This is a genomic window from Polaribacter sp. 20A6 (assembly GCF_011378915.1).
GTDB lineage: Bacteria > Bacteroidota > Bacteroidia > Flavobacteriales > Flavobacteriaceae > Polaribacter > Polaribacter sejongensis.
On the sequence record NZ_WTPZ01000004.1, the window covers coordinates 206,501 to 220,855 of the forward strand.

Annotated in this window: 11 protein-coding genes; 6 read left to right on the forward strand and 5 right to left on the reverse strand. The window is 31.2% G+C overall.

Features of this window, described 5'->3' with window-relative positions:
- The first annotated feature begins 35 nt into the window (after positions 1-35).
- Positions 36-602 carry a PAS domain-containing protein gene (locus GQS57_RS10935; protein ID WP_165732895.1) on the forward strand — a complete coding sequence of 189 codons (567 nt, stop codon included), beginning with the start codon at positions 36-38 and terminating at the stop codon, positions 600-602.
- 89 nt (positions 603-691) lie between these two features.
- Positions 692-1,426, forward strand: coding sequence for a flavodoxin family protein (locus tag GQS57_RS10940; RefSeq protein ID WP_165732896.1), 735 nt, complete (start codon positions 692-694; stop codon positions 1,424-1,426).
- Positions 1,427-1,509: 83 nt separating this feature from the next.
- Here the strand turns inward: GQS57_RS10940 and GQS57_RS10945 are convergent, their stop codons facing one another.
- The 3 genes from GQS57_RS10945 to GQS57_RS10955 form a co-directional block, all read right to left on the reverse strand.
- A complete protein-coding gene (locus GQS57_RS10945; protein ID WP_165732897.1) occupies positions 1,510-2,361 on the reverse strand; it encodes a M23 family metallopeptidase in 852 nt (283 codons plus the stop codon).
- A 10-nt stretch (positions 2,362-2,371) separates the two neighbouring features.
- Positions 2,372-4,264, reverse strand: coding sequence for a phosphoglycerate dehydrogenase (gene serA / locus GQS57_RS10950; RefSeq protein ID WP_165732898.1), 1,893 nt, complete (start codon positions 4,262-4,264; stop codon positions 2,372-2,374).
- A 141-nt stretch (positions 4,265-4,405) separates the two neighbouring features.
- Positions 4,406-5,227 carry a hypothetical protein gene (locus GQS57_RS10955; RefSeq protein ID WP_165732899.1) on the reverse strand — a complete coding sequence of 274 codons (822 nt, stop codon included), beginning with the start codon at positions 5,225-5,227 and terminating at the stop codon, positions 4,406-4,408.
- 185 nt (positions 5,228-5,412) lie between these two features.
- On the opposite strand from GQS57_RS10955, the gene gcvP reads away from it, so the two are divergent.
- The 3 genes from gcvP to GQS57_RS10970 all read left to right on the forward strand — a co-directional run bounded on the left by gcvP (position 5,413) and on the right by GQS57_RS10970 (position 11,458).
- The gene (gene gcvP / locus GQS57_RS10960) at positions 5,413-8,292 is read left to right on the forward strand and encodes an aminomethyl-transferring glycine dehydrogenase (protein ID WP_165732900.1); all 2,880 of its coding nucleotides are present in this window, start codon (positions 5,413-5,415) and stop codon (positions 8,290-8,292) included.
- A gap of 369 nt (positions 8,293-8,661) precedes the next feature.
- Positions 8,662-10,302 (forward strand): alpha-glucan family phosphorylase, encoded by a 1,641-nt coding sequence (glgP, locus tag GQS57_RS10965; protein ID WP_165732901.1) that lies wholly within the window; start codon positions 8,662-8,664, stop codon positions 10,300-10,302.
- Positions 10,303-10,720: 418 nt separating this feature from the next.
- Positions 10,721-11,458 (forward strand): hypothetical protein, encoded by a 738-nt coding sequence (locus GQS57_RS10970; RefSeq protein WP_165732902.1) that lies wholly within the window; start codon positions 10,721-10,723, stop codon positions 11,456-11,458.
- A gap of 11 nt (positions 11,459-11,469) precedes the next feature.
- Here the strand turns inward: GQS57_RS10970 and GQS57_RS10975 are convergent, their stop codons facing one another.
- Positions 11,470-12,438, reverse strand: a complete 969-nt coding sequence (locus GQS57_RS10975; RefSeq protein WP_165732903.1) for a YpdA family putative bacillithiol disulfide reductase — start codon at positions 12,436-12,438, stop codon at positions 11,470-11,472.
- A 285-nt stretch (positions 12,439-12,723) separates the two neighbouring features.
- The gene (locus tag GQS57_RS10980) at positions 12,724-12,978 is read right to left on the reverse strand and encodes a type B 50S ribosomal protein L31 (RefSeq protein ID WP_087520665.1); all 255 of its coding nucleotides are present in this window, start codon (positions 12,976-12,978) and stop codon (positions 12,724-12,726) included.
- A gap of 262 nt (positions 12,979-13,240) precedes the next feature.
- Between GQS57_RS10980 and GQS57_RS10985 the strand changes: the two genes are divergently transcribed.
- Entirely contained in the window at positions 13,241-14,284 is a 1,044-nt protein-coding gene (locus tag GQS57_RS10985; RefSeq protein WP_165732904.1) for a glutaminyl-peptide cyclotransferase, read from the forward strand.
- The last annotated feature ends 71 nt before the right edge of the window (positions 14,285-14,355 follow it).

The window sequence follows — 14,355 nt, forward strand, 5'->3', positions numbered from 1 at the left end:
CACGTTACAACAATATTGAACTAAGGGATAACACTATGAAAAATAATCTTACTGAAATGAAATGCCTGGATATTTACCTGTCAGGTCTTAATAAAGAAGAATATAATGAAATAAAGCCAAAAGTTGAAATTTCAAAAGTAAAAACCACGCCTTTAGTGAGTTGGGATATTTTTATGGATGATTATTATATAAGGTTAATTGAAGCTAAAAAGAGAATGGAGATCGAACAAGTACTTTCTTTTGCTAAAAAGTTCAATTGGAAAAATGACTTAGATCTTGCTTTTTCTGAAAATGACTATGAAGCATTAATTGTAACTGACAAAAATCAAAACATAATTTGGGTTAACGAAGGATTTACATCAATGACTGGTTATTCTAAAAAATTTGCAATAAACAAAACACCTAAATTCTTACAAGGAGAAGAAACTTCTGTAAAAACCAAAAATAGAATTCAAGAAAAAATAGAGCAAGTAACGCCTTTTAAAGAAATTATTGTAAACTACAAAAAAGACGGAACAGCTTATAATTGTGAAGTTAAGATAATTCCATTATTCAATGAGAATACAACTCACTACCTAGCGTTCGAAAAAAAAATAGGATAGGTTAAAATTACTGTAATCAATAAGGTGTATTAAAAATTGCTTATTTTTAGGTTAATCAAAGTTCGTTGTAACCTATTAAAACTAAAATTATGCAAAAAACAGATTTCAGTAATTTAAAAGTGATTTACATAAATTGTACGCTTAAAAAATCACCACAAGAAAGCCACACCAAAACATTAATGGAAGTTTCAAAAGCCATTATGGCTAAAGAAAACGTTAAAATAGATGAGATTAGACTAATAGACCATCAAGTAGCGAGTGGAGTTTATCCTGATATGACTGAACATGGATGGGATATTGATGAGTGGCCAGAATTAACAAAGAGAGTTCTAGACGCTGATATTCTTATCGTTGGAACACCAATTTGGCTTGGAGAAAAATCTTCTGAAGCCCAAAAACTAATTGAAAGACTTTATGCTTTAAGTGGTTTAACTAATGATAAAGGTCAGTATGTTTTCTATGGTAAAGTTGGCGGCTGCATAATTACAGGTAATGAAGATGGCATAAAACATTGTGCAATGGGAATATTATATTCGCTTCAACACGTAGGATATTCCATACCACCACAAGCAGATTCTGGATGGATTGGAAAAGTTGGACCTGGACCAAGTTATGGAGGTAAAGAGTGGAAAGGAGAAAAATTAGACAAACCTGTTGGTTTCGATAGTGATTTTACAAATAGAAATACAACTTTTATGACCTATAATTTACTTCATTTAGCACTGATGTTAAAGAAAAATGGAGGCTACAGTAATTACGGAAACTCCCGAAAAGAATGGGATGATGGAGAACGTTGGGAATTTGAAAACCCAGAATACAGATAAAAACTGACTACATTAAATAGCTTCAAAAAAAAAACACCCTTCAAATTATAAAATCTGAAGGGTGTTTTCTATTTAAAAAAAGACTATTCATACTTTCTATGATACTTTACTTTTTCTTCTAAATAAACGGGTGCTTCTGTTCCGTCGTTAATTTTAAACTTGGTTTTAAGGGTTTCTCGCTTGATAACTCCTTGCTTAAAAACCTCAAAATGTAAATGAGGACCGGTTGACCAACCAATGTTTCCGCTTTTAGCAATTAACTGCCCTTTGGCAACTTTATCGCCTGGTTTTACGTTAGCAGAATTGGTATCTACGTGTGCGTAATCAGAGAATGTACCGTCTGAATGATAGATTAAAATAAAATTATTATACTCTAAACAACCTTTGGTAACACATGTTTTGGTGTTATGATCTACCACCTTAATTACAACACCTTCTCTTGCTGCATAAATATCCGTGCCAATTGGCATTAGAAAATCTAGTGCATTTTTCTTTTGATGTGTTATTGTGCCATTATAACCTTGAGATACTTTAAACTTTTTCCCTTGTTTAAAAGGAAGGTTGTAAATGTATTCTTCAACAGCAACGGTGTCTTGCTTTTTTACAGCAATAGTATCTTTCTCTTTCGTGGCAAAGTCTCCGTAATTGTACCTTGTTTTAGAATTGTACTTATAAGCGCCAGCCTTAATTGCTTTTAGAGTAGTAATTACAAAGCCTGAAGTTCTTGCAGGAATTACGTATGTTTTAAAATTCCCGTTGGATGTAGACAAGTTCACCAACTCTAAATCTACCTCTACCGAAACCGGACAATACTCATTGTTGTCTGCTAAAAACTCAAATCCATTCTCTGCTTTTTTAAAATAAGTTTTAAAATTAAGTTGAGAGAATGAATTATAAGAAATTAATAAAATGAAAATAAATAGATATTTATTCATTTGTTATCTACTAATACAACACTCTAAATTTAATAGTCCCTTCAATTTCTCTTAAGGCGTCTAAAACTTCTTTATTGTATTCTTTGTCTAAATCTGTTATTACATAGCCAACTTTTGGATCTGTAGATAAAAATTGACCATTAATGTTTAAGTCGTATTCTGCTAAAACTTTGTTTATTTTAGCCATTACACCTGGTACATTTTTATGAATGTGTAAAAAACGGTGTGCATTTGTTTGTCTAGGTAAACGAATATTTGGGAAGTTTACAGCATCTACTGTATTTCCAGAATTAATGTACGCCATAATTTTACTTGGTACAAAATCTGCAATATCTCTTTGTGCTTCTTCTGTGCTACCACCAACATGCGGTGTTAAAATTACGTTTGGTAAACCTTGTAATTCAGAGTAAAATTCTCCGTTTTTTCTAGGTTCAGAAGGATATACATCTACTGCAGCACCAGCTAATTTTCCGCTTTTTAAAGCAGCAACCAATGCAGGAATATCTACTACAAAACCTCTTGCTAAGTTTACTAAAATTGCGCCATCCTTCATTTGAGAAATTTCTTTTTCTCCAATAAAGTTTTTGTTTGCAGAATTGTCATCAATATGTAAAGTAACCACATCAGATAATGCTAATAAGTCTGATAATTGATCAACTTTAGTTGCATTTCCTAAACCTAAGGTATCTTCTACATCATAATAATAAACATCCATACCTAAAGCTTCTGCTAAAACTGATAATTGCTTACCAATATTACCATAACCTACAATACCTAGTTTTTTACCACGAACTTCTCTAGAACCTTCGGCAGTTTTATTCCATTGACCATTGTGAATTTCTGTACTTCTTTGAAAAACACTACGCATTAACATAATAATTTCTCCAATTGCTAATTCTACAACAGAACGTGTATTACTGTAAGGTGCATTAAAAACTACAATTCCGCTTTCTTTACACGCTTCTAAATCTATTTGTTTGGTACCAATACAAAATGCACTAACTACCATTAATTTTTCTGCAGCGTCTACAACTCTTTGCGTTACGTTTGTTTTAGAACGAATACCTAAAACATGTACGTCTTTTATTTTTTCTATCAATTCATCTTCAGACAAACTTTTAGAAACTGTTTCTACAGAAAAACCATCTGTAGACAACTTGTTAAAAGCATCTGGATGTACGTTTTCTAATAATAATATTTTAATTCTATTCTTTGGGTATGAGATATTTCTTGGCAACTTGTTTACGTATAAAAATTCATCTAAATTTGGGGCAATGTGGTCTGCGTTTTCTGTTGTTTTAATTCTAGAAACGTTTTCTGTGTACGCAAAAAACTTATCTGCTACACCAGCTTCTCTAGTTACATAATCGCTGTACCCATCACCAATAACTTGTATCTCTCCTTCGAGATTCATGTCTTTTAAACACTTTATTTTTCCGTTGTGCTGAGACAATGGGTTATTAGCATCAAAACCAATAATTTCACCATCTGCTGCAAACTCAAAAGTATTTGCATACACTCTTTCTGAAGGTATATTGTATTCTTCTACAATAGGATCTATAAACTCTTTAAATCCACAAGAAATAACATAGATGTCATCTGCAAATTTTTCGAAAAATTCTTTGTTGCTTTCTATGGATTTTGATACTTGCTTTTTTAAAGCTGCTACTAAACCAGACAAATCGGCTTGGTTAGCTTTTAATAATTTAATTCTTCTCTCTAATGATTCTGTGAAGGATATTTCGCCGTCAATTCCTAAATTGGTAATGTCAATTATTTCTTGAATAATTGCCTCTTTTTTAGGATTGTTCTTTAAGGTTATTTCTGCTAAAACATCTAATGCTTCTACCTTGGTTAAGGTACTGTCAAAATCGAAAATATAATTTCTTTTTGTGCTAATCATTACTTAAGAATCTTGGTTGAATTTAAGTGAGTAAATCTACAAATATAGTAGGGAATGAAGAAGCTAATTTACAGTTTTATGATATCTATTTTATTTATTCTGATAATTTAAAAATACTTATAGAATAATAGTTTTTCATCCTTAAAAATTATGGAATCCTAAAAGAAATAACCACCAAACAATTGGCAACGCCTCTACCCAAAAGGAACTAAAGTACTTAGATTGTTCTTTTTCTGCTCTCATTAAGAAAATTATCAATAGAAAAAAGAAAAGCATAAAAGGAGTTTTTACTAGCGTATTGGCTGTAATCAAATATTCTAAAACTAAAGAAAAAACCAATAGCGTTAATCCTAATTTCTTTGTTTTTGCTACGCCTATTTTCTTTGGGATGGTTTGTAAAGAAATAGCATCATACTGTACATCTCTTATATCAAAAGGCAATATTAAAACCACCACTATTAAAAACCTTTGCAACATTAATAAAAGTATATTTAAAGTAATTTCTTTACCTGCATCTACCGCAGGAATTAACACTGTAAAACCTGCCCAAACAAAAGCTACAACTATAATTTTTAAATAACTTACTTCCCTTAAATTTTTATGAAATCCACTTAAAAAAGGAACTGCATATAATACTGTTAACAAACAGAAAGGAATGGTATAAAAAAGTGTTTTTAAAGGAATTTGATATGCAAAGTAACACAATGCTAAAAAACAGAAGAACGAAAATACCTGTATATTCTTTAAGCTTTTGGTTAAACTTTTATGATGCAATTTTGCCACACCGGCATATTTTACAGAATTATACCCTGTAATAGTTCCCAAAAACATAAAATAATTTAAGTCGCTATTATAAGGCAGATCTAAATAAACTTCTGTAATTCTTAGCAGCGCATACACAGAAAATGCTACATGAATACTTGCATTTATATAAAAATCTAAAACCAATTTTAAGAATCTCATTCGGCAAAAATAGGTTTTATGTTCATAACATTCTTTTTTGGTTGATAATTCCCCCTTTTTTGGCAAAAAAATGGGCTAAATTATTTTATTATTTCCCTACTTTTGGTCTGCAAAATTTCGAATAAATACACACAACTAAGAACAATCGAAATCATATTAAAATAGCATTAACAAAACCCTATTAAATGAATACAAATTTGTTTCAAAACAGACATATTGGTCCTAACAAAGAGGAGCAAGAAAAAATGTTATCAACTATAAAAGCGGATAATTTAGATCAGTTAATTTACCAAACTGTTCCAGATGATATTCGTTTAAAAAATGAGTTAGATTTAGCGCCTGCTAAGAGCGAATACGAGTATTTAGCGCACATCAAAGAATTATCAGAAAAAAATAAAGTTTTTAAAAGTTATATTGGTTTAGGATATCATGAGGCAATTGTGCCAAGTGTAATTCAGCGTAATATTTTAGAAAACCCGGGGTGGTATACAGCGTATACACCTTACCAAGCAGAAATTGCACAAGGTAGATTAGAAGCTTTGTTAAATTTTCAAACAATGGTTTGTGATTTAACAGGAATGGAATTGGCGAATGCTTCTTTATTAGATGAAAGTACTGCGGCTGCAGAAGCAATGGCACTTTTATTTGATGTTAGAGAAAGAGCACAAAAGAAAGCTGGTGTAAATAAGTTTTTTGTTTCTGAAGAAGTTTTACCTCAAACAATATCTGTTTTACAAACACGCGCTACTCCTATTGGAATTGAATTGGTAATTGGAAACCATGAGGAATTTGATTTTTCTGAAGAATTTTATGGAGCTATTTTACAATATCCAGGTAAACATGGTCAAGTTTATGATTATACTGCCTTTGTTGCAAAAGCGAATGAAAACAATATAAAAGTTGCTGTTGCTGCCGATATTTTATCATTGGTAAAATTAAAAGCACCTGCAGAATTTGGAGTTGATGTTGTTGTAGGAACTACACAACGTTTCGGAATTCCGTTAGGTTATGGAGGTCCTCATGCTGGTTATTTTGCTACAAAAGACAAATACAAAAGAAGTATTCCAGGGCGTATTATTGGTATTACCAAAGACATCAACGGAGAACGTGCTTTACGTATGGCATTGCAAACGCGTGAACAACATATTAAAAGGGAAAAAGCGACTTCTAACATTTGTACAGCACAAGTTTTATTAGCTGTTATGGCAGGTATGTATGCTGTTTACCATGGTAAAAGTGGTTTACAATTTATCGCAGACTCTGTACACAACAAAACTAAATTAGTTGCCAATTTTATAGAAAAAGCAGGTTTTAAGCAGTTAAACTCTTCTTATTTTGATACTTTATTGGTAGAAATAGATTGTATTAAATTAAAATCTGTTGCAGAGTCTTTTAAAGTGAACTTTAATTATGTTGATAAAAAACACATTTCTATCTCTATAAATGAAGCAACTACACAGAAAGATTTAATGAACTTGTTCACCATTTTTGGTCAACTTAAAAAGAAACCGATTGCATCGGAAACTGTAGATGATTTTCACCAAATCTTAACTAAAGAATCTTTTAGTGCAGATTTTGAAGTTATTACAGAAAACACCAAAAGAAGTACATCGTTTTTAGACAATGATGTATTTAACACGTATCAATCTGAAACAGACATGATGCGTTATATTAAAAAATTAGAGCGTAAAGATTTAGCGTTAAATCATTCTATGATTTCTTTAGGATCTTGTACAATGAAATTAAATGCAGCTTCTGAAATGTTGCCTTTAAGTAATCCGCAGTGGGGGAATATTCATCCTTTTGTACCATTAAATCAAGCTGAAGGATATCAACAAGTTTTAAAGAGATTAGAGCATCAATTAAATATTATTACTGGTTTTGCTGGTACTTCTTTACAACCAAATTCTGGTGCACAAGGTGAGTTTGCTGGTTTAATGACTATTAGAGCATATCACGAATCTAATAACGATTCTCACAGAAATATTTGTTTGATTCCTGCTTCTGCACACGGAACAAATCCTGCGTCAGCAGTTATGGCCGGTATGAAGGTTGTGGTTACTAAAACCGATGAAAAAGGAAATATTGATGTTGAAGATTTACGTGCAAAAGCAATTTTACACAAAGATAATTTAGCGGCTTTAATGGTAACCTATCCTTCGACACACGGAGTGTATGAAAAAGCAATTAAAGAAATTACACAAATTATTCATAATAACGGCGGACAAGTATACATGGACGGTGCAAATATGAACGCACAAGTTGGATTGACAAACCCTGCAACGATTGGTGCTGATGTTTGTCACTTAAACTTACACAAAACATTTGCCATTCCACATGGTGGTGGTGGTCCTGGAGTTGGTCCAATTTGTGTCGCTCCGCAATTAGTTCCGTTTTTACCTACAAATCCTGTAGTTGCTACCGGAGGAGAAAATGCAATTACTGCCATTTCTGCTGCTCCTTGGGGATCATCTTTAGTGTGTTTAATTTCTTACGGTTACATTACCATGTTAGGTGCAAAAGGATTAACGGATGCTACCAAAAATGCCATCTTAAATGCCAACTATATTAAAGAGCGTTTACACGGACATTACAACAGTTTATACACTGGGGAAATGAACAGAGCTGCGCACGAAATGATTATTGACTGTCGTGATTTTAAGCAAAACGGAATTGAAGTAGTAGACATCGCTAAACGTTTAATGGATTATGGTTTTCACGCACCGACGGTATCTTTCCCAGTTGCAGGAACGATGATGATTGAACCTACAGAATCTGAATCTATGGCAGAATTAGATCGTTTTTGTGATGCAATGATTTCTATTCGTGAAGAAATTAAGAATGCAACAAAAGAGGATGACAACAATCCTTTAAAAAACGCACCTCACACGCAAGAAATGTTAACTGCAGATGAATGGACGTTACCTTATTCTAGAAAACAAGCGGCTTTTCCTTTAGAGTACATTGCTGAAAATAAATTTTGGCCAACCGTACGTAGAGTTGATGATGCTTTTGGAGACAGAAACTTAATTTGTTCTTGTAACCCAATTGAAGATTATATGTAGAACGCACAGTGTTATTTAAATATTTTAAAACCGTTTCTTTTTGAAGCGGTTTTTTTGTTTTTTATAATAACCTAGAAGTCTTTTATTTTATTTAATTCTGTCCCCCCCTCATTCTTCGTAATAATAAAACAAATGTCATTCCGAAATGAGCTTTTTCAAGCGATTGAGGGATCTCATAAAACCCTAAAAAAGGTATTTAAAAAACCTATTCAAACTAAAAATGACGGATGTCATAAAAAACTAAAAACAAACTATTTACCTTAAATTTAAAAGCATTATAAATTAACTTTAGTTACCTAAATTTAACTTATAAACAACATCATAAATTGTCTATTTTTCTTACTTTTAATATTAAAATCAAAAAAAATTATGGAACATATATATAGTAAATGGCATCACCCATACAAACCAGCAGCAAAATATAAAAAGAAAGTCGCTTATTTTAGTATGGAATTCGGTATCGATCAAGCTTTTAATATTTACTCTGGAGGATTGGGCTTTTTAGCAGGTTCCCACATGCGTTCTGGCTTTGAATTAAAACAAAATATGATTGGTATTGGTATGCTTTGGAAATATGGCTACTATGACCAAGCAAGAAATGATGACCAAACATTAAAAACCGAATTTAACGAAAAACACTTCGATTTTTTAGAATACACAGGTATTGAAGTAACTATAAAACTTCACGACAATCCGAATGTAAAAGTAAGAGCCTATGTTCTAAAACCAGAAGTTTTTGGCACCGTACCAATGTATTTTTTAAGTACAGATGTAGACGGAAACGACCATTTATCTAGAACTATCACGAATCATTTATACGACCAAAATCAGGTAACAAGAATCTCACAAAGTATTGTTTTAGGAATTGCGGGCGCTAAAGTTGTAGAAGCTTTAGGAGGCGCAGATACCTATCATTTAAATGAAGGACATGCATTACCTGCTTTTTATTATTTAAAAGATAAAGGCATAACTAAAGAGCAAATGGTATTTACAACACATACTCCAGAAAAAGCAGGAAATGAAGAGCGAGATGCGCGTCATTTAAACCGATGTGGTTTCTTTGGAAGAACTTATTCTGAACAAGAGTTGCAAACCGAAATGGTAAATGGTGGCATGATTAACTACACCATTGCTGCATTAAGAATGGCTAGAAAAGCAAACGGAGTTTCTAAACTTCATGCTATTGTTGCGAATGATATGTGGAAAGATTACGAAGGTATTTGCGAAATAATCCCGATTACAAACGCTCAGAATCAAAAATTTTGGCAAGATGAAACCATTAAAAAATCTTGGGAGAAAGGCAATGCAACTACTTATAAGAAGAAAAAACTAGCATTAAAAAGCGAACTTTTTGAAGAAGTGTACAAACAAACTGGTAAAAAATTAGACCCAAATGTATTAACTATAGTTTGGGCTAGACGTTTTGCAGGTTATAAAAGAGCAGATTTACTTTTACATGATTACGATCGATTTAAAAGATTAATTCATAATGAAAAATATCCTGTACAAATTATTTGGGCAGGAAAACCATATCCGTTTGATTATGGCGCAATCGATACTTTTAACCATTTGGTACATCAATCTAAACAAGAACCAAATTTAGCCGTACTTATTGGTTATGAAATTGACTTGTCTAGAAAATTAAAATGCGGTTCTGATGTTTGGCTAAACACACCCAGAATTACACGTGAAGCTTCTGGTACAAGTGGTATGACAGCTGCTATGAATGGTTCTGTAAATGTTTCTACGGATGATGGCTGGATTCCAGAATTTAAAAAAGACGAAGAAAACTGTTTCGTACTACCAGCACTAGATTATAAATTACCAACCTATGAGCAAGACAAATTAGACACCGATAATTTATACAATATTTTAGAAAACAAAGTATTGCCAACGTATTATGGCGCTCCTAAAAACTGGCAAAAAATAGTATTTAAAGCAATGGACGATGTTATCCCTGAGTTTACAACTCAAAGAATGGCAGCTGATTATTATAAGAAATTGTTTTAAAAAAGGTATTAAAACATTTAAAAAAAAGCCTTAACAACTAAATGTTAAGGCTTGTTTCTTTTAAATTCTATACATACTCCACACCTCCGAAAACAACATCTACTAAACACACATCTTTTAGATTGGTTTCCATAGTGTCTTTTTTACAGCTAGCTTTTTTTTAAAATAAAAAAAAACTTTATAAAATAAAAAAGTAAATAAACAGTTGAGTAACTACCTTCTAAGTATCAAACTAAAAAGAGGGTTCATTTATTTCCAAAATGAAATAGATACAACGTTTAAAAATCATAGAATAACATTTACATTTGCCCAATAAATCTATCGATTTTAAAGAATATTAATAAAAACTTCCCCCTCTATATTGCTATCTAAGAAAGTAGAATTTCTTACATAACAATTTAAAACACTAAAAAAAGACATGAAGAAAAGAGCGAGTTTATTAATTTTAATTTCACTATTTTTTATAAGTATGACATCTCAAGACACTAAACATATTAAAGCTTTTGTTTCTGGGCATAATAGCAATTACGATGTACAGCTAAAAATTAATGGAAAACCTGTAGGTAAGGGAGACCTTTCTGGTCTAAAGATTTTTAATGAAGAACACCCATTTAAAGATCAACTAAAAGACATGCCTCCTTTTGTTCAAGACCGAATAGCTTTTGTATTAAAAGAAGGCGAGAATACTATTGAAATAAAATTTGATAGAAGAACACAAAACTTCAACCCTCCTAGAAAATTTAGTTTTGGTTTAAGAAGCTCAATAGAATATATTCCTTTTTATTATGTTTCAAGCGAAAAAGAATCTGGAACTATAACTTCAAAGTTTGACTTAAAGTTTAAAAAAGATAAATCAGAAAAAGAAAAAGTTACTTTAGGTAATAAAGATGCTGCTTTTATTTACTCTCAAAGAATGGATGTTTTTCAAGCAACTCTAAATGGTAAAAGCTTAATGTATTTTGGAGGTACAGGCGGACTTACAGACTTACACTTAATTAAAGGTACAAATACGTTAGAGATTAAATATGTACCCGGAAGCGAAGGTGAAATTAGTTATTATATTCAGACACCTAATTTTACTAAAAAAGTGATTAAAAAAATACCTAAAGATCAAGTTGATGAACTTCAAATTGATGTTTATGAATTAAAAGAATAGTTTGCTGTAAACTATTCTTTTAATTTTTTAATATTACTTATAATCATTTTCGCATGAACTCTTGAGTTTTCTATAAACCATTTGTGCGTTTCCATTCCACCACAAATAACACCTGCTAAATAGACTCCATTCACATTGGTTTCCATAGTTTCATCATTGTAAGTAGGAATTTTCTTTTCATCATTAGAAAAAGTAACACCAACTTGCTCTAAAAACGTAAAATTTGGTTTATAACCTGTTAATGCCAAAACAAAGTCGTTTGGTAAAGTTTCTACTCCATTTTCCGTATTTATAACAATGGTATCCTTCGTTATTTCTTTTACCGTACTGCTATAAAAAACTTGTATGCTTTCTTCTTTTATACGGTTGATAATATCTGGTCTTACCCAATATTTTACACGTTGCCCAACTTCAGAACCTCTAATAACCATAGTGACTTCTGCTCCTTTTCTATAACATTCTAAAGCTGCGTCTACAGACGAATTACTAGCTCCAATAACCGCTAATTTTTGTCCAGCGTAAAAATGTGGGTCATTATAATAATGAGAAACCTTTGGTAAATCTTCTCCAGGTACGTTTAACAAATTCGGAATATCATAAAAACCAGTGGCAATGACAATATTCTTAGACTTGTAGGTATTTTTATCCGAAAGAATTGAAAATTCATCTTCATATTTAGACACAGAAGTTACTTTTTCAAATAAATTAATATGTAGCTTATTTGAAGTAGCAATTCTTCGATAATATTCTAAAGCCTCACTCCTTCTTGGTTTAGCTTCTTTACTAATAAACGGAATTTCATCGATCTCTAACTTTTCTGAAGAAGAGAAAAATTGCATATTCACTGGATAATTATATAAAGAATTTACAATCGGTCCTTTTTCTAAAATTACATAGCTCAACCCGTTTTTTTGAGCTTCTAATCCGCAAGCAATTCCAATAGGACCACCACCAATAATAACAATATCAAAATTTTTCATAAAATATACTCTTCTTATTTATTATAATAAATTGTTTCTAATCTAATTATTCCGTCTTTTTTTAATCTAAAAACTCTTAGTAATATCAACTTAAAAACAGATCATAACCTAAAGCCTGACCTGCAAGGTAACATCAAAATTACTAAAAAATAGACTACATAGAAAATCACAAATTACAGTAACCTGTTTTCCATGTTAAACACTCCAGAAACCAGTATAATGTAAAATAAAAAACTCCAACAAATGAATGTTGGAGTTTTAAATATGTTGAAAATTCTAAAAGAATTACTCTTTTTTGAATTTTGCGTATTTCGTTTTAAATTTATCGATACGTCCTGCAGCATCAATAAGTTTAGATTTACCAGTGTAAAATGGGTGAGATGTTCTAGAGATCTCTAATTTTACTAAAGGATACTCAACACCATCAACTTCTAACGTTTCTTTAGTGTCTACTGTAGAACGTGTTAAAAATACATCTTCGTTAGACATGTCTTTAAAAGCTACCATTCTGTAATTTTCTGGATGAATTCCTTTTCTCATTTTATTATATTTTAATACTTTAATGTTATGTTTGCATGAGTGAAGTTGGTAAAGCTTACTCGATTCTCTAAATAGTTGTTGTTTACTATTTTGAGGATGCAAATTTAACTATATTTTTTAATTAACAAATAAATATTTTGTTTTTATTTGGTCTAACAATCACATTAGTTATTTTTACATTAGATTTCGTTGATGAATAGTGGTTTTTCAACACTTTTACAAAAGTTAAAAAGACTAAAAATAAATATAAATAATTACAAAAATGAAAAAGAATACCTTACTTGTTGCATTTTTTACGTGTTTTCTGCTAATTACATCTTGTTCTGATGTCTATAAATTTAGTTTAGAGCATAAAAAACAAGTCGCTCTAAATTCTAATATTGAAGTTACTTTAAAAGAGAAAGAAGAGAAAGCCATAAATAGTGTCCAGTTTTTCGTGAATGGAAATGAGGTTTCTTCAGATGGAAATGCAATTTCTATTAATACAACTGAATTAGGTGTTGGAAAACATCAAATTTCTGCTTTAGTTTTTTATGCTGAAAAGACAAAAAAAGAAAATAGTTTTTTTGAAGTTTTAGCAAACAAAGCACCTATTGTATATGACTATAAAATTATAAATGAATATCCGCATGATAAAACGGCCTACACTCAGGGTTTAGAATATTATAATGGATTTTTATATGAAACTACTGGTCAAAGAGGAAAATCGACCTTAAGAAAAGTTGAAATTGAAACGGGTAAAGTTTTACAAAAAATAGATTTAGATAAAAAGTATTTTGGTGAGGGAATGACCATTCTTAACAACAAGATATACTGGTTAACTTGGCAAGGAAAAAAAGGTTTTGTATATGATTTAGATACCTTTAAACAAGAAAAAGAATTTGCCTACAACAACAGTGCAGAAGGTTGGGGTTTTACACATAACGGAACTCAGTTGATAAAATCTGATGGTACAAACAAAATTTGGTTCTTAGACCCAGAGACTTTAAAAGAAGAAAAATCAATTCAAGTTTACACCAATAAATACGCGGTAGCCGACTTAAATGAATTAGAATTGATCAATGGAAAAATCTATGCAAATAAATATCAGCAAAATGCTATTGTTGTTATAGACCCAAAAACAGGAGTTGTAGAAGGTATTGCAAACTTAAAAGGCTTGCATGCAGAAATGGAAAAAACACAGAAATTGGTTCCTCATGACGAAGTTTTAAATGGTATTGCTTATGATAAAGAGAATAACCGTCTTTTTGTAACTGGTAAACATTGGGGAAAACTATTCGAAATTGAATTGATTAAAAAACAATAATAGACTTATTAAAAAGTTCTATTATTATATTTTAATAAAATATCAGGTCGAGCGCAGTCGAGACCTATAAC